This is a genomic window from Shewanella sp. M16 (genome assembly GCF_018224605.1).
In the GTDB taxonomy this organism is placed as follows: domain Bacteria; phylum Pseudomonadota; class Gammaproteobacteria; order Enterobacterales; family Shewanellaceae; genus Shewanella; species Shewanella oncorhynchi.
In genome coordinates, this window is sequence record NZ_JAGTUL010000004.1 from 199,254 (window position 1) to 215,501 (window position 16,248).

Below are 16,248 nucleotides of genomic sequence, written 5' to 3' on the forward strand. Positions count from 1 at the left end.
TTCTGATGACAAGGAGTGAAGTTGAAATCATTATCCGATAAAAAAATTCGCCAGCTACTTAAGCGTTTTGCTTGGATATATGTTGTCTGCTTAAGTGTACCGTTTATCTCAACCTTACTCACTACTAAGGCTCAGGGGCAAATGCTGCTTATGGGGATTTGGCCAGCAGCCTCCTTGTTTTACTTTCTCGCTTACCGTTATTTAGCTAAATCCTTTAAGTATGAAATCAATCGCCACTTAGCCTTTAGTTATCATGGCGGTGGCACTTTAGCGGGGGCTTTGTATTCGTTAGCTAAAGTGGTGTTATTAGCGATGGCATTTATGATATTCATGAGTGCCAATAACACCTGAACTGACGTTAACGAAAAATTTCGGAGAAAGGAAAATGCAGCAGGAAACAGGATACAGAGTCAGTACAGATCAGGCTGAAATGAATCTTGAGGTTATCCATGGCTTTATTAGTAATAGCTATTGGGCGCAGGGCATGCCAAAGGCGCTGCTACAAAAAGCGTTAGCCAATAGCCTGTGTTTTGGGGTATTTGATAAGGATAATCAACAAGTGGCTTTTGGCCGCTTAATTACAGATAAAGCCACTTTTGCCTATCTTGCCGATGTGTTTGTACTTGAGTCGCACCGCGGCTTAGGTTTAAGCAAGTTGATGATAACAGCGATTCTTGAACATCCTGAATTACAAGGTTTAAGACGGATAATGTTAGCCACCCGCGATGCCCATGGACTCTACGCGCAGTTTGGATTTAAAGCGGTCGACACCCCTGAAATGCTAATGCAAATTAGGCCTGCTAAGCCTTATCAATGGCTTAGTTAACATCAAAAAAATAGCCAGCAAATGCTGGCTATTTTTTTGCGTTAGCTTTGATGTCTGTTGACGAGTTAAGCCTTAAGCGGCTTTGGTCGCGGCGGTTTCTTCATCGCTGTGGCGAATTAAGTAATCAAATGCGCCCAGTGATGCGGTCGCGCCGCTGCCCATGGCAATGATAATTTGCTTGAAAGGTGAGTTAGTGACATCACCTGCGGCAAAAATACCTGGGACTGAGGTTTGTCCGCGCTCATCGACTATGATCTCGCCCCTTGGGGTTAAATCGATAGTGCCCTTTAACCATTCCGCATTCGGTACTAGCCCAATCTGCACGAAGATACCTGCAAGTGCGACATGGTGACTCTCGCCAGTGGCTCTGTCTGTGTAGTTCAGGCCATTAACCCGAGTACCATCGCCAGTCACTTCAGTGGTCATGGCTTGGGTAATGATTTTAATGTTACCCATAGAAGCCGCTTTACGTTGCAGTACATCGTCAGCGCGCAGGGTTTTATCAAATTCCAGCACAGTCACATGTTCTACTATGTTGGCAAGATCGATAGCCGCTTCGATACCTGAGTTACCGCCGCCGATCACCGCCACACGCTTGCCCTTAAATAACGGGCCATCACAATGTGGGCAGTATGCGACGCCTTTGCCGCGGTATTCTTTCTCGCCCGGGACGTTCATCTCACGCCAGCGGGCACCTGTGGCTAACAATACGGTACGGCTACGTAATTTAGCGCCGCTTGCCAGTTCAAGCTCGAACAAGCCATCTGTTGATAACGACACTGCCTTTTGGTTGTCCATGATGTCGACTTCGTAGTCTCGTACATGGGCTTCAAGGTTTGCCACTAGTTTTGGACCTTCGGTCGCTTTGACCGAAATAAAGTTCTCGATACCGACGGTTTCAGCCACTTGTCCGCCAAACTTGTCGGCAACAATACCGGTGCGAAGTCCTTTACGTGCTGCATAAATGGCTGCTGCTGCGCCGGCTGGGCCGCCGCCAACGACTAAGACTTCGAATGGCGCTTTTTCATTAATTTCATCGGCCTTACGGCTTGCGGCATTGGTATCCAGTTTATTGAGGATCTCGCCAATGCTGATACGGCCGGCTGCAAACACTTCGCCATTTAAGTAGACAGAAGGCACAGCCATAATGTTTTTGCTGGTCACTTCTTCTTGGAACAGGGCACCGTCGATCATCACGTTGGTGATATTCGGGTTAATGGCCGCCATCATGTTCAGTGCCTGTACTACGTCTGGGCAGTTTTGGCAGGTCAGTGAGACGTAAGTTTCAAAGGCATATTTGCCTGGCAGATTGCGGATCTGCTCAATAATATCATCGCTGAGTTTGATTGGGTGTCCACCCGTGTGCAGTAATGCCAGCACGAGTGAGGTAAATTCGTGACCCATAGGCAGACCAGCAAAGCTGATTTGCGTATTAAGCTCTGGGTTAATCACTGTCATCGCCGGGATGCGTTCGCCCTGAACTTCTTTCAGGCTCACCAGAGAAGATAGGCTGACAATGTCTTGCGCTAAGCTTTTTAATTCTTGAGACTTTCTACTTTCATCTGCAGACACGACAAGTTCAACTGGTCTCTTGAGGTTTTGCAGATAGGTTTGCAGTTGATTTTTTAAATTCGCATCTAACATGTGATGACTCCAAAATCGCGTAAAAGGGAGAAAAAGGGGGCCAGTCTAGGCCCTTGCTGGGGCGGGCTTAATCCTTTGCTGCGTGGCGCTACAACTGTGTCGGCTGTAACGCCAATCAGCTTAGGACGCTAGACTGGCGGGGTTGACGCTTTGCAGACTAAATTAGATTTTGCCAACGAGGTCTAAAGACGGTGCTAATGTTTCGTCACCTGGTTGCCATTTAGCTGGGCAAACTTCGCCATCGTGAGTAGCAACATATTGAGCAGCTTGAATTTTACGAACTAGCTCTTGAGCGCTACGGCCGATGCCTAAATCGTGAACTTCGCTGACCTTGATTTGGCCTTCTGGGTTAATCACGAAAGTACCACGTAGTGCTAAACCGTCTTCTTCAATCATCACGCCGAAGTTACGGCTGATAGTGCCTGTTGGGTCAGCCAGCATTGGGAAGTTGATCTTCTTGATGGTGTCTGACGTGTCATGCCATGCTTTGTGAGTGAAGTGAGTGTCAGTTGATACTGAGTAAACTTCAACACCCATTCCTTGCAGTTTTTCGTAGTGATCAGCCATGTCGCCTAATTCAGTTGGGCAAACAAAGGTAAAATCTGCTGGGTAGAAGAAGACAACAGACCATTTACCTAACAGGTCTTGTTCAGTTACTGGAACGAACTCACCATTGTGGAATGCAGTGGCTTTGAATGGTTTGATTGTGCTGTTGATAATTGATTGAGTCATTTTATGCTTCCATTTAGTTGATGATGGCTTAAGTTCATAACGAGGACATTTGCTTGCGTCCTGTCGATGTGAAGCATATTACCGACTCGATTAAAATTAAGATAACGGATAAAAACTATTATCCTAATCGGTTTAGTCGAATGGTGATGCGATTAGGTCGGACTCAATCGGTTTTTCTGCGACTGCTGTGGGTTTGGCGTGACTGGGTGTTGTTTGGGTTTAGTCGGCTGGTCTTTGGTGATTGAGATAAGATAAATTTCGAGCATAAAAAAGGGATATCAATGATATCCCTTAAAGTGTAAATACAATTAAAACAAGATACTGAGGTTCTAGGTTCTAGGTTCTAGGTTCTAGGTTCTAGGTTCTAGTTCTGTGCTTTGGGTTGAGTTAACCAAGTGCTGAGTAAGCGCACGCCGTAACCTGTTGCCCCCGCAGGCACAACAGCGGTATCGGTGGCGGTTAAGGCATTGCCCGCGATATCGAGATGTGCCCAAGGCTGTTCGCCCGCAAAGCGTTTTAAGAACATGGCCGCAGAGGAAGCGCCAGCGCTGCCTTCTTTACCTGTGTTTGTGAGATCCGCGATAGTGGATTTAAGCTCATCCGCATAGGCTTGATCTAACGGTAAGCGCCAGACTTTTTCGCCAACCTGTTGACCTGCATAAGTTAGCTGCTGCACTAAAGGCTCAGAATCGGTAAACAAGCCTGCGTAAACATTGCCTAACGCATTCACTTTTGAGCCTGTCAGTGTCGCAACATCGATAATCACTGATGGCTTATAATTTTCTCTGGCATACCAGAGGCCATCGGCCAGCACTAGGCGACCTTCGGCATCGGTGTTGAGCACTTCAACGGTGAGACCTTGGGCGGTTTTAATCACATCACCTGGGATCATTGCATGACCCGATACCATGTTCTCCGCCATTGGCATAATCGCCACTACGTTGACAGGCGCTTTTTGAATCGCCATAGCTTTTATAGTGCCAAGCACTGTGGCTGCACCTGCCATATCTGACTTCATCCGCGCGATTGAAGTACCTGTCGCCTTAATATTGTAACCACCCGAGTCGAAGGTGATGCCTTTACCGACCAGTGCGATTGGCGCGTCTTTGCTACCAGGCCAATGGGCGACCACTAACTTAGGTGGGCGCTCGCTGCCTTTACCTACAGCAGCTAAGGCGCCCAGTTGTAGACGTTCGATATCTTTGGCTTCTAATACCGTGACTTTAACGCCGAGGGATTTGAGTTTTCTGGCTTCGTTAGCAAAGCTGTCGGGATACATAATGTCTGCAGGTGCGTTTGTCAGATCGCGCGCTAAAAACACACCTGCTTCAACCGCTTGCAGATTTTTATGGTGTTTTTGGTTGCGACTTAAATCATCGACAGCGATTTGGTAATTCTTCTCGGCACGGGGGCTCGCTTTGAACTGAGTATAACGATAACTGCGTAGTTCAATTCCGTGGGCAAGCTCAGAGGCAAATAGCGGCGCGGCAGTTAAGCCTTGGGTGAGTACACGCACTGTGGCTTGGGGAACCGTATCGAGTTTGGCCGCAACATTGCCGCCGATGGTATTAATGTCGCCGGGCGTTAAGTTTTTTGCATCGCCAATGCCGACCAGTAAGACCCGTTTAGCATCAATTTCGCTGGGTACCAAAATCTCGAGGATTTCTCCCCGTTTGCCGGAAAAAATATTATCCGCCGTTGCTAGGTTTAATTGATCTTGGGTCGACTGAGGTAAAAAGTCGATCCCATAGGTAGTGGAGTCAGCACTTTGGAATAGCACTAATGTATCTGAATTCAGTGAGCTACGAGTGTCAAAACTAAAACTTTCGGCGTTAGCATTGAGAGAGTTAAGGCACGCCAGAGCCATAACGCTTAACATCAATTTATTATTATTTTTCATGGTGACAGCTCATATCATGGAAGTGTGAGAAGAATATCAAAGCTCAGCCTTAGGGTTAACTAATTTACGCTATTTTGCTGATATTAGTATTAAATCCAAGGCCCAAAGCGTGTCAATGATCGATCAAGGGCAAAATCCAATTGTTGCGATAAAGATTGAGCACTACTTTTAAGGGCCGAGGTGCCTAAAAGCTGTGGCGATTGGCTCGCAAAAATCACCCAATTACCGCCGCCTGTGAGACAAGCGTTCACATGGGCAAAGTGTTGTTGTAAGTCGGCTAACAACTCGCGATTTTGGCTATGTTCTTTCCAGCAGTTCAGTACTAAATAACCGTTGGGTTTGATGAGGTTAGTGCACTGCTCAAGGAATATTGGCGAAAGCTGCCCTGTTTCAACGCCTTTGGCTGTATAAATATCGGCAAAAATTACATCCACTTTTTTATGATCGCCAGCAGCTAAAAAAGCAATAGCATCATCATTGATAAGATTGAGCTTTTTACCTATCGGCAGCTGAAAATAGCGCTTAGCTAACTCAATCACCGCGGGGCGTAGTTCCACCGCTGTTAACTTTATTGCCGCGTCAAAATTGCGCAGTGAGTGAATAATTGAGCCGCCGCCTAAACCTAAAACAATAGCGCTCTTGGGCTTACAAAACAGTAAAACCAACAACATGGCTTGCACATAAGTGTGCTGGGGAATATGGGGCGCCGCCTTGAGGATCTTACTCTGCTCATCGTTATCCCCAAAGGACAAGATCCGTGAGTCGTCATAATCGATTACGCGAATCGGGCCTAGTGCGTCTTGGGTTTCATGTAAGAGGGTCGAATCGGCCATATTGGATTAATTACTCGGTTTAGCTGTTTGGCTTATTTGCACGGGCTATAACTGCTCGCGCAAAAAAGTTAGAATTCAGACAGTTTTAGTTAATTGAGCCGCTATTATGACAAATCAAATCCTGCTTGCCTGTATTTATCTTGCAGTGTTTATCTTTTTACAGCGCGCCTTAACCCATTGGGTTAGAAAACTCGCGCAAATGAAGCAAGTGAGTGTTGCACGGACCAGTTTAGTGACCCGTTTTATTTCCTATGTGATGTTTTTTATTACTCTGTCATTGATGGCGGTCTCGCTTGGACTAGGCTATCAGGATGTGTCGCTATTTGTGTCATCCGCCTTTGCAGTAATGGGCGTAGCATTGGTTGCTCAATGGTCGATATTGAGTAATTTAACCGCTGGCGTGCTGATCTTTTTCGTGTTTCCTTACCGTATCGGCGAGCGCATTCGGGTGGTCGATAAGGATGAAGATATTAGCGGCGTGATCATCGAAATCGCGTTATTCCATGTGCTGATTCATCGCGATAACGGCGATACCATCACTTATCCTAATAACCTCATGCTGCAAAAGGCAGTGTTAAAGCTGGCCGATCAAACCCCCTTAGCCGAACGTCAGGCGTTACTCGAAGGCAAAAAGAAGTTTGATCCTGAGTAGTTTGGATAGTTGCGCAGCGCTATATTGATTATCAAACTGTGCTGAGCGTTCGTGGGCGTGTCTGAGTCGTTTGGCAGGCTTATAGGGTCTATTAACCAATCGCGGCGTACGATGAGATGAATGAAATAGCTCTTGCCGTTCTAGCCATTCAACTCAGACTTAACCGATAGCGCTTGAGTACAAGATTATCAATAACCCAATACAGGCCAGATAGGGATAACAACAAGGTCAGTATCCCCAGCAGCCAGCTAAAGGGGTTGTTAAAAGTACCTTGATTGAGGTAATCCATAAAGTGCAATTTAAACATCAAGTCGGCGATGTCTGTGTGGTCATTTTTATGGCCAACTAATTCGCCATTAACTGTATTGATATAAATTCGCGTCGACAGGTCATCATCCATATCTATTTGCCAAAGTGAATTGCACTGGGTTGGCCACTCGCTAATGGGGGCTGATATTTGCTTAACTTGGGTAATTTTCCCTGGCCCGGTATAACTTTCAAGCGCCAGTTGTTGCGCGCTTTGTTTATTAATGAGTAAGGTATTTCCCGTATATGCATCAATCAAGGTTTGCTGCTGGCACTGGTGTGCATAGCGCTGCACCTTTGCATCGAGTACATAAACGGGCTTACCCGCGAGCGCCATTAATGTCAGGCTTTCTACCTGAGTATGCTTAGCCAGTAAGGGAGCGATATCCACGAGCTTTTGTGGATCAAACTCTTGCTTTTGCGGTGCAGGACTATGGCTAAGCTGGTACTCCATTCCCTTGAGTTCATCATGGGGCGTTAAATTGAAATAGACCCCAGTAACAAGCCAAAGTAGCAGTTGAATGCTTACTATGGCACCGAGCCAATAGTGGGCGATTTTGACCCAGCGTTTGAAGTGTTTACTTTGAGGCTTAGGTTTAGGCTTAAGTTTAAGATTCGGCATCATCTCAGATACCTCCTTCTTCGCTGCCACAGTAAGACGAAGCCAGCTAACACAGCCACAATGGAGACTAGAGCCGTGCTCAGCAGTAGAAGATTGTCGATGGCTTCACCCTCGTCGTAATCCATAATGTGCCATTTCCAAAAGAGATCGAACAAACGCCAATAGTCATGTCTGCGCGTGACTAACTCTCCCGTTGTTGCTGATAGGTAAAGGCTTGTAGCAGCGCTATCGTTAAAATCCATTCTCCAAACTGGTAGGTATTGCGGCGCTAGTTCAGCTGGGGCGATATCGGTGAGCAGAGTTGCACTAACAAGCTTAGCCTCTAAGGGTAAAGACCCGTTATGCTGATAGTTTGAAGCTATCATTCGGGCTTGTTTCTCCGTTATCGAAGGCAATAACTCACCCGAATCTGCGTCCACGAGAATGGACTTATCGTTCAGTTTAATCCGGTAATAGAGGGTATCAGTGATTGAGGTTAACGCGATTGCTTGAGCCTTAGGGAAACGCGCATAAACCGCTGCGATTGGGTACTGGATCTGGCTGGGATTGATATGCTGGGTGTCTTGCACTTTAATATAATCGCCACGGATAAACCCAAGATCCATTAAGACGAAATAGCTGCCTGTGACTGACCAGATCCCAATCGGCAGCACCAGCAATAGCATCAACCATCGGTGTAGAAAGTGTGCTGATGAGACTCGTTTTAGTGTGTTAACCCGCTTCAAGTTGATGACTCACTTTTTATTTAATTAATTTAGCCAGCTTGCTTAGGGGGATTACCCCCTTAAGCCCAAAGCATTACAGAGCCCATTTCATTCCGACATAGTAACGACGTCCCATTAGGTCGTACGTCATAGTGTTGGTATTACCATCGGTAAAGCTTTGATGATATGGCGCTGGTTTATCGAACAGGTTATCGATACCTGCCGTTAAGGCTATATTGTTGTCCATTTGATAATGAACCTGTGCGTTATGGTAAGTGACCGCATCAACGGAGTCACCTATATCTCCGGCATTGGCATATTGATCATCCGCCGCGCCGATATATTGAATGTTGTAGCTAAAGCGCCAATTGTCATTCGTGATATCAAAATAGAGGTTTGAGCGCCATTTGGTGTAGCTACCATCATAACCAATGGTGCCAGCTCGTGATTCAACGGGGGCGCCAGCGTAGGTTTGTAGATCGTATTGATCTAAATAGCTCAGCTCCCAAGTCGTATTAGTCACAACGCTGCCCATCTCTTTCTGGTAAAACATCGCCATATCAACACCTGAAACCACTTCGTTGGCGGCGTTGCCCAGTTGTGTCTGTAAGTAGGTGATGTTGCCTGTCATCGCGTCTCGCACAAAGTGCTCGTCGCTACAGAAAGGATGCGTCATCCCTTTACTGTCGTAACAGGCGGCTAATTTGCTCGAACCATTGACTGAGTTAATGGCGTTATTAATCTCTATTTTGTAGTAATCGAGCGTGATATTGAGCCCTTCAATAAATCCCAGATCCCAAACAATACCGGCAGTAAAGGTATTGGCCTCTTCTGGTTCTAGCTCGGCATTGCCGCCACGGTCGGTTAAAATAGTGCCTTCTTGTTTATAATTCGTTGGCACGTTTGATGCCATACAATTAGCGTATCGATTCGAGCTAGGATCGAGCTTAGCCCACTCGCTACAAGGATCTGTGGTATTCATGGAGCCTTGATCTATGCCGCCAAACAACTCAGGAATATTCGGTACTCTGAATGCCGTAGATTGGGTGGCCCGCAGCGTCACTGTGTCATTGACGACCCACAGCAGCCCCATTTTATAATTGGTATCACCACCGAAGGTATCAAAATAGGAATATCGCAACGCCGCAGTTAATTCGACCGACTTAGCAAAGTGCAGGCCGCTTAACATAGGTAATAAGGCTTCAAGATAGATTTCGTCGGCAGTGTAACTACCATCAATCGGTTCTTGCTGAGCTGTGTTTGCTTCACCACTGATTTTAAGTGGGTCAGGATCATTCCATCCTTTCTCGTTTCTGTGCTCTAGTCCTGCGGCAAAACTCATCATGCCCGCGGGTAACTGCCATAGATCGCCTGTGATATTCGTTGTGAGGCTAAACTGCTCATTACCGCCGCTATCTCGCATGTTAAACAGAAAATAGTCCAGCATTTCAGGTGTGAGTGAGCCAGCTACCCAAAAGTCTGCGCAAGGGACATTGGGATCAAGATTACAATTGCTATAGTCTGTCGCGTCGGCAAGACGAACCTTATTAATGACATTGGTCACTTCATAGGAACCACGATTACTGCCGAAGTTAACGGCAGCATCCCATTGCCAACCGTTATCTAAATCCCCTTTAAAACCTGTCACTAAGCGCCAAGTATCCGCTTGAATATTAAATTGTCGGGGAGCTTCTGCCAGTCTGCGACTCTGGAGAAGGAAGTCTGCATCGGTCGGATTTGATTCATGCCAAGCAGGGATCACGATACCTGACACCGATTGCGGAGTAGCGGGTAATTGTGAGCTACGGTGAGTGTACATAGCCTCTGCAAACATTTGGCTGCTCGCCGTTAAGTCATATTCACCGTAGGCAAACAGATTGACTCGCTCGTTAGGTTGAACCGCATTAAAATACTGATAAGTATTATCCTTATGGCTACTGGTGTAAGGGGCACTTCCTGTTGGCAATAGCATTAATTCATTGCCGATTTGATTGCCATTTGCATCAATGAAATGGCCTCTGCCTCCCGGCAGCGCCGAGCTACCGCCACACACTAGCTCACCATTCACTTCCTCAAGCGGACAAGGTGCGCGACTCAGCATATCGACGGCTTGGGTTTTATCGTAACTCATCGCCACATATGCACTGCTATGCTCACCGATATGACCGAGGGCAAGGTCGAGCTTGTACTGTTCACCATCATTTTGCTCGGTTATGCCCGTTCTCGCTTGAAATTCAACCCCTTCGATTTGTTGCCGAGTGATGATATTGACCACGCCAGCAACCGCATCTGCACCATAAATGGCGGATGCACCATCTTTTAATACCTCGATTCGTTCAACCACGCTAATGGGAATAGTATTAAGATCCACGGAGGAGTTTGCCCCTGTGCCACTGTTCACCATACGTCGACCATTGAGCAGTACGAGTGTGCGATTTACCCCTAATCCGCGCAGGTTAACTTGGGTTGAACCATAGCCCCCCTCAGTCCAATAGGCATTCGTTTGATTACCCGCAAACCCCGCAGAGGCCGTCATTCTTTGCAGCAATACTTCAACTGAGGTAGCACCGGTTTTCTCGATATCTTGCGCGGTAAAAACGGTCATCGGCGCTGTGGAAGCCATCTCTTCCCTTTGAATTCGGCTCCCTGTAATGGCAATCCTTTCGATAGCAGTGGGAGTCGATAATTGAGGTTTAATTGCAGATGCTGGAAACATTGCTTCAGTTTCGGCTTCGGCTGCTATCCCTGAAAAAGTGGCCATACTTGTTAGGGATATTGCAATTGAAGTCATTACTGCAGAGCGGGACATAATAAGCCTATGAAAGGTTTGTTTAAATAATGAGATGTTTTATAAAGGATTAAGCTGATATCTCAATAAAAACTCAACTACCTGCGACACTGTGTCACACCTCTAATACGCGATTTATAATAAAGTGCTTATATAATCGTCACTTTCGATGAAGAAAAATAAAATTACGCTTGTTTCTACTTATTTTCACTATCTCCATATTTCCACTAAGTGATAAATCACCGATGACTAAGGGTTTGGAAGTTCAACCATGTGGGCCCGCTGCATAGTTTTTTGTTTTACAGATATGATGATTCGGCATTGCATGAATTGGAGGATGAGAGCATGAAAGCGCAAGTACTGAACAAGTTTGAAGGCTATCCTGAGCATATAACGCCCTTGCTATTGCGGATCCGAGTTTTGATTTTTTCGATTGCCGAAGCGCAGGATTTAGGCGCGGTGGAAGAGAGCTTAAAATGGGGCGAGCCGAGTTATTCCGTTAAAAATGGCAGCACAGTGAGATTTGACTGGAAGCCTAAATATCCCGAACAATATTACCTATTCTTTAATTGTAAAACTAAGCTGATTGATACATTTCGAGAGCTGCATTCCGACGTGCTGCAGTTTGAAGGGAATCGAGCCATAGTGTTGAATATCCATGATCCCCTACCAGAATCTGCGATTTCCCAATGTATTGAATTATCGTTGAAATACAAAAGTATCAAACATCTACCTTTACTAGGCGCTTAGTTTCATTGAATAAAAAGATGATGAATCACTAAAACCTTAACGCGAGTTAAGGTTTTAGTCTGTTTCATTAAGCGTGAATTTTGCTAGTTAAGTGTGTTTTGGATAACCTGCTGCATTATTTGAATTATGCAATAAAGGCTTCTAACTTGTGGCGGTAGGATTCTTCAAAGGCAATTATCGAAGCACTCTTTGAAAAAAAGCTACCGCTTGCAGGTACATTTGCAGTGCGAGTGCGGGATCATAGCGTTCGCCTTCATCACGCATAAAGGCGTGTTGGGCGTTGACTTCAAGCCAAGTGAAGTTACGGTTCAGCGCCATTAATTGCTGGTGGATTAGAACACGGCCTTCCGCGGATACGTGGGGATCTTGCTTGCCGAACACTAACACTAATTCCCCTTGAATATCACCGCTGCGGCTCAATGAGTCATTGCCGTAAGCGCAGGGTAGGGTGTTGGAATGAATGTCGGTTGGATAGAGGCAAAATGCACCTAAAATAGCGGGATTGAGTGCGGCACGGTAGGCTAAGTGGCCGCCGATACACACGCCCATAGAGCCAACTTTGCCATTGCAGTAAGTTTGTTGAGTGGCAAAATCGATCAGTGCTTGGGTATCGCTATTGTGGTGTTCTAGGGGTTTGGCAAATTTATCGGCGTTACCTTTATCTTTACCTGATTCATCATAGGCCAGCACAGTGCCTAAAGGATTCAGTTCATGGAACACTTCGGGTACTAACACCACAAAACCGTGGCCAGCAAGAATAGTGGCGGTGCGGGCGATGGGCGCAGTTTGCTGAAATATCTCGGAATAAAAGATGATACTTGGGAATATTCCCTGTGCTTCTGGGCGATAGATATAGGTGCGCATTAGCCCTGAAGGCGTGGAGATATCCTGAATTTCCTGAGTCACTAACATATTTATATTCCTCTATGAGGCTTCAAACGTTGAAGCCTCACTTTAGCAGTCAGGATTTTATCTGTCAGTTAAAACAATTCGTTACCAGAGAGTTCACCGGCACATAGTGCTTTTATATTGTTCAAGGTCGTTTTGGCAATGGCGCCTAGGGCTTCTTCGGTGAGGAAGGCTTGGTGACCCGTGAAAATCACGTTATGGCAGGCTGATAAACGACGGAATACATCGTCTTGAATAATTTCATTCGATTTGTCTTCGAAGAACAGGCCCTTTTCGTTTTCGTATACATCGAGCCCAAGCGAGCCGATTTGCCCCAGTTTTAATGCTTCCATTGCGTCGAAAGCATTGAGTAAACCACCGCGGCTGGTGTTGATCACCATGACACCGGGTTTCATCTTGGCGAAGCTGGCTTGGTTAAGTAAGTGACGGTTATCCGCGGTCAACGGGCAATGCAAGCTGATGATATCGCTGTTGGCATAAATAGAGTCGAGATCTTGATATTCAACATTCAGCGCGATGACAGCCGGATTGATAAAGGGATCGAAGGCAATGACTTTACAGCCAAAACCGAGCAATACCTTGATGGTTGCTACGCCGATTTTACCTGTACCAATCACGCCGACGGTTTTGCCGAACATGTTAAAGCCGACTAAGCCTTCGAGGGAGAAGTTGGCATCGCGAGTGCGTTGGTAAGCTTTGTGGATTTTTCGATTCAGTGTCAACATCAGTGCGACTGTATGTTCGGCCACGGATTCAGGAGAATAAGCTGGTACGTTAACGACTTGCATGCCTAAGCGTTTAGCGGCAACTAAATCGACGTTGTTAAATCCAGCGCAGCGCATGGCGATAATTTTTGTGCCACCCTTAGCGAGTTCGACCAGAACTTCTTCACAGAGTGAATCGTTGACGAAGGCGCAGACAATTTCAAAACCTTCGGCAAGCTTCACTGTTTGCATGCAGAGGCGATAATCGAAGTACTCAATTTGTGCATCAAACGCAGCATTTGTGCGGTTAAAGTGCTGCATGTCGTAATGTTTTGCGCTAAAAAATCCAATTCTCATTTCAGTCACCTAACGGGTTTGCTGATGTCATTATCTGGCAAAGAGTGTAAGTGAGTTAGGGCTTTTTGTCCTTAGCCTTAGAAAACTCCCCTTTAAAAGAGTGAGCTTTATCATCAATTGGGAATAAAAAAGCGAGCCCCTGACGGCTCGCTTATTGATTGACTGCTTTTACTTGAAGTGTTCAAGCTAGAGCTCTCATATTGAAAGTCGTACTATATGAGCTGAGGGTTAGTCCTTTAACCCTCTGTTATTGCATTTTACTTTTTGTCTTTAGCGTATTTAGCTGCAGATGCACCCGCGATACGGCCATAAGTAACGATATCGGAGATAGCATTACCACCTAAGCGGTTAGCACCGTGAACGCCACCTGTGACTTCACCTGCTGCATATAAACCATCAATAGGTTTGCCTGTTTTTTCACTCTTCACTTCGGCTTTAGTATCGATCACAACACCACCCATAGTGTGGTGAACTGCTGGCGCGATTTCGAGAGCGTAGAAAGGTGCAACAACTAATTCACGTGGTAAATCAGGACGTTCAAATTGAGCATCTTTACCTGATTTAACAAAGCCATTATAAGCTTTCACTGTTTTAGCGAGTTCGGCCGCTGGAATATCTAACTGTTTAGCCAGATCTTCAATTGTTTTGCCTTCTTTAACAATGTTCAGGTGCACATAGCCTTCGATAGCTTTTAAGCTCTTACGGATAGAGTCATCGAATACCAAATAAGCACTTTCGCCTTTTTGTTGCAGAATCGCGGCAGACGCTTTGTCACGGGTGGTGATTTCGTTCATAAAGCGGTTACCTTCACGGTTAACCACGATCGCACCGTTACCACGTACCGCTTCGGTGATCATTACACCACCAGCAGGTGAGTAAGTTGGGTGAGCTTGAATAAATTCTAAGTCGCGAGTTGCAGCACCCGCTTGCAATGCCACGTCTAAGCCATCACCTGTAGCACCAGGGTGGTTAGTCGCTTTAAAGCCTTTCAGTTTTGGATCGTACTTAGCTACACGATCGTTATTTTTCGCAAAACCACCCGCTGCGATAACGACAGCGTCAGCTTTGACAACGTAATAACCTGTATATTCACCCTTCACCAATACGCCGGTAATTTTACCGCTCGCATCTTCAAGAATACGTACTACACGGCTGTTTAAGCGGATGTCAGTACCACGTTTCACTGCATTGTCCCATAGAACTTGTGCTACGTGTGCACCCACGCCAGCGCCGCCTGTTGGACGGTGACTACGGTTAACACTTGCGCCACCCATACGACCTACGTCAGTCATATCGGCACCCATAGAGGTTAACCAATCGATAGAGTCTGATGAGTTGTTGGCTAAGGTTTTGACCAGTTCAGGATCGTTAATATTGCGACCACCTTTCATGGTGTCGTCGATCATGATTTGTTTCTTGTCTGCGATACCTAGTTTAGCCTGTGGCTTAGTTTCTGCAGCGTTCATACCGCCAGCAGCAAGTTTAGTGTTTCCGCCTGGGATAGGTTCTTTTTCAAGCAGGATAACTTTAGCGCCTGCATCACGGGCTGAAACGGCTGCAGCAAGACCTGCACCACCTGAACCTATGATCACGACATCAGTGGTTTCTTTTGCGCCAGCGGCAATGGCTTTATCTTGAGCAGCTTTGTCTGCATCAACAGGCACAAACTTACGTTCCCACTTACCACCGTAAGGCATATCGAAGCCGAAGCTGTGACAAGCATCGCAATAGGTAACTGATTTTTCATGACCTTTATGGCAGCTAGTACAAGCAATTTCGCCAATTAGGTGAGATTTATGGGGTGATACTTTATCTTTAGGTGCAGCGGCGGCCAGTTCTTTTAAATCACCGTGGCAGCTAACACACTGAGCATTTTCATGGGTAAGGTTGTCGTTGGTGACGCCACCTTTGTCTGATACGTGGCAGCTGTCGCAGCTACCCATTTCACCGTGAAAATCGGCTAGCACTTCTGGTGCTGCATAGGCAGTACCTGCCATAGCGCCAGAGATCAGCATGGCTAGTGCTGTTTTTTGAATCTTTCTTGTGAACATGATAGTTCCTCCGCCGTACATTCATCTACTTAATAAGGGTTATTCATCGTGGCGTGATATTTATTTTTTACGCAGCTCACGCACTGTTAGAGCATTCTCCATTTGCAAATTTAGCACTATCTAAAGAGGTATATGTGTGTTCAGATCACATAACCTTTGTTACAGCGAAAATAACATATTTAAAATGTGCAATCGGATGGGAAATATTAATGAAGTTGAGACTAATCACTGCTTCAATACGGTATAACATGCGTGAGTTAACATATTGAATGGATTGATTTTAACTTTGTAAAATAAAAATGGCATAAATTATGGCTTTGGTGGTGTGTTTTATCTATTTGTATTTTATAGATATTATAATTTAATCTTGTATATTGAGGAGATGGTTTATTTATTTTTATATATTCTATAAATAATGTTATTTCAAAAGCCTTTATTGTATAAAATTATATTATAATTTTAATTAAATG

General features: G+C 45.6%; 14 protein-coding genes. 4 read left to right on the forward strand and 10 right to left on the reverse strand.

Annotated features, from left to right (window positions below):
• Positions 1–15 precede the first annotated feature (15 nt).
• The gene (locus KFE26_RS04465) at positions 16–351 is read left to right on the forward strand and encodes a hypothetical protein (protein WP_311980920.1); all 336 of its coding nucleotides are present in this window, start codon (positions 16–18) and stop codon (positions 349–351) included.
• A 34-nt stretch (positions 352–385) separates the two neighbouring features.
• A complete protein-coding gene (locus tag KFE26_RS04470) occupies positions 386–826 on the forward strand; it encodes a GNAT family N-acetyltransferase (RefSeq protein ID WP_212599771.1) in 441 nt (146 codons plus the stop codon).
• A gap of 72 nt (positions 827–898) precedes the next feature.
• Here KFE26_RS04470 and ahpF read toward each other — a convergent pair whose 3' ends face one another.
• From ahpF to KFE26_RS04490, 4 genes are all read right to left on the reverse strand, one after another.
• A complete protein-coding gene (gene ahpF / locus KFE26_RS04475; protein ID WP_113939822.1) occupies positions 899–2,470 on the reverse strand; it encodes an alkyl hydroperoxide reductase subunit F in 1,572 nt (523 codons plus the stop codon).
• A 162-nt stretch (positions 2,471–2,632) separates the two neighbouring features.
• Complete coding sequence (gene ahpC / locus KFE26_RS04480; protein WP_105250080.1) at positions 2,633–3,202, reverse strand: alkyl hydroperoxide reductase subunit C; 570 nt, start codon at positions 3,200–3,202, stop codon at positions 2,633–2,635.
• Between the two features lie 364 nt (positions 3,203–3,566).
• Positions 3,567–5,102: a leucyl aminopeptidase gene (locus KFE26_RS04485; RefSeq protein ID WP_212599772.1), complete on the reverse strand. Its 1,536-nt coding sequence runs from the start codon at positions 5,100–5,102 to the stop codon at positions 3,567–3,569.
• An 89-nt stretch (positions 5,103–5,191) separates the two neighbouring features.
• Positions 5,192–5,935, reverse strand: coding sequence for a spermidine synthase (locus KFE26_RS04490; protein WP_212599773.1), 744 nt, complete (start codon positions 5,933–5,935; stop codon positions 5,192–5,194).
• Positions 5,936–6,041: 106 nt separating this feature from the next.
• Here KFE26_RS04490 and KFE26_RS04495 point away from each other — a divergent pair, with 106 nt between their 5' ends.
• Positions 6,042–6,587: a mechanosensitive ion channel family protein gene (locus KFE26_RS04495; RefSeq protein WP_106651494.1), complete on the forward strand. Its 546-nt coding sequence runs from the start codon at positions 6,042–6,044 to the stop codon at positions 6,585–6,587.
• 148 nt (positions 6,588–6,735) lie between these two features.
• Here the strand turns inward: KFE26_RS04495 and KFE26_RS04500 are convergent, their stop codons facing one another.
• The 3 genes from KFE26_RS04500 to KFE26_RS04510 all read right to left on the reverse strand — a co-directional run bounded on the left by KFE26_RS04500 (position 6,736) and on the right by KFE26_RS04510 (position 11,028).
• Complete coding sequence (locus KFE26_RS04500; protein ID WP_212599774.1) at positions 6,736–7,518, reverse strand: PepSY domain-containing protein; 783 nt, start codon at positions 7,516–7,518, stop codon at positions 6,736–6,738.
• Positions 7,515–8,180, reverse strand: a complete 666-nt coding sequence (locus tag KFE26_RS04505; protein ID WP_212599775.1) for a peptidase — start codon at positions 8,178–8,180, stop codon at positions 7,515–7,517. The genes KFE26_RS04500 and KFE26_RS04505 overlap by 4 nt, the downstream gene beginning before the upstream one ends.
• 133 nt (positions 8,181–8,313) lie before the next feature.
• Complete coding sequence (locus KFE26_RS04510; protein WP_212599776.1) at positions 8,314–11,028, reverse strand: TonB-dependent receptor; 2,715 nt, start codon at positions 11,026–11,028, stop codon at positions 8,314–8,316.
• A gap of 324 nt (positions 11,029–11,352) precedes the next feature.
• On the opposite strand from KFE26_RS04510, the gene KFE26_RS04515 reads away from it, so the two are divergent.
• Complete coding sequence (locus KFE26_RS04515) at positions 11,353–11,757, forward strand: DUF1801 domain-containing protein (protein ID WP_113939828.1); 405 nt, start codon at positions 11,353–11,355, stop codon at positions 11,755–11,757.
• Positions 11,758–11,931: 174 nt separating this feature from the next.
• Here KFE26_RS04515 and KFE26_RS04520 read toward each other — a convergent pair whose 3' ends face one another.
• From KFE26_RS04520 to fccA, 3 genes are all read right to left on the reverse strand, one after another.
• Positions 11,932–12,669 carry a dienelactone hydrolase family protein gene (locus tag KFE26_RS04520; protein ID WP_212599777.1) on the reverse strand — a complete coding sequence of 246 codons (738 nt, stop codon included), beginning with the start codon at positions 12,667–12,669 and terminating at the stop codon, positions 11,932–11,934.
• A 68-nt stretch (positions 12,670–12,737) separates the two neighbouring features.
• Positions 12,738–13,727 (reverse strand): 2-hydroxyacid dehydrogenase, encoded by a 990-nt coding sequence (locus KFE26_RS04525; protein WP_212599778.1) that lies wholly within the window; start codon positions 13,725–13,727, stop codon positions 12,738–12,740.
• A 257-nt stretch (positions 13,728–13,984) separates the two neighbouring features.
• Positions 13,985–15,778 (reverse strand): fumarate reductase flavoprotein subunit FccA, encoded by a 1,794-nt coding sequence (fccA, locus tag KFE26_RS04530; RefSeq protein ID WP_113939829.1) that lies wholly within the window; start codon positions 15,776–15,778, stop codon positions 13,985–13,987.
• Positions 15,779–16,248: the final 470 nt, after the last annotated feature.

What these genes read in the sequence shown, in the direction of transcription:
- KFE26_RS04470 (WP_212599771.1), top strand. Translation starts at nt 386, where the DNA reads ATGCAGCAGGAAACAGGATACAGAGTCAGTACAGATCAGGCTGAAATG.
- ahpF (WP_113939822.1), bottom strand. Translation starts at nt 2,470, where the DNA reads ATGTTAGATGCGAATTTAAAAAATCAACTGCAAACCTATCTGCAAAAC.
- ahpC (WP_105250080.1), bottom strand. Translation starts at nt 3,202, where the DNA reads ATGACTCAATCAATTATCAACAGCACAATCAAACCATTCAAAGCCACT.
- KFE26_RS04485 (WP_212599772.1), bottom strand. Translation starts at nt 5,102, where the DNA reads ATGAAAAATAATAATAAATTGATGTTAAGCGTTATGGCTCTGGCGTGC.
- KFE26_RS04490 (WP_212599773.1), bottom strand. Translation starts at nt 5,935, where the DNA reads ATGGCCGATTCGACCCTCTTACATGAAACCCAAGACGCACTAGGCCCG.
- KFE26_RS04495 (WP_106651494.1), top strand. Translation starts at nt 6,042, where the DNA reads ATGACAAATCAAATCCTGCTTGCCTGTATTTATCTTGCAGTGTTTATC.
- KFE26_RS04500 (WP_212599774.1), bottom strand. Translation starts at nt 7,518, where the DNA reads ATGATGCCGAATCTTAAACTTAAGCCTAAACCTAAGCCTCAAAGTAAA.
- KFE26_RS04505 (WP_212599775.1), bottom strand. Translation starts at nt 8,180, where the DNA reads ATGCTATTGCTGGTGCTGCCGATTGGGATCTGGTCAGTCACAGGCAGC.
- KFE26_RS04510 (WP_212599776.1), bottom strand. Translation starts at nt 11,028, where the DNA reads ATGTCCCGCTCTGCAGTAATGACTTCAATTGCAATATCCCTAACAAGT.
- KFE26_RS04515 (WP_113939828.1), top strand. Translation starts at nt 11,353, where the DNA reads ATGAAAGCGCAAGTACTGAACAAGTTTGAAGGCTATCCTGAGCATATA.
- KFE26_RS04520 (WP_212599777.1), bottom strand. Translation starts at nt 12,669, where the DNA reads ATGTTAGTGACTCAGGAAATTCAGGATATCTCCACGCCTTCAGGGCTA.
- KFE26_RS04525 (WP_212599778.1), bottom strand. Translation starts at nt 13,727, where the DNA reads ATGAGAATTGGATTTTTTAGCGCAAAACATTACGACATGCAGCACTTT.
- fccA (WP_113939829.1), bottom strand. Translation starts at nt 15,778, where the DNA reads ATGTTCACAAGAAAGATTCAAAAAACAGCACTAGCCATGCTGATCTCT.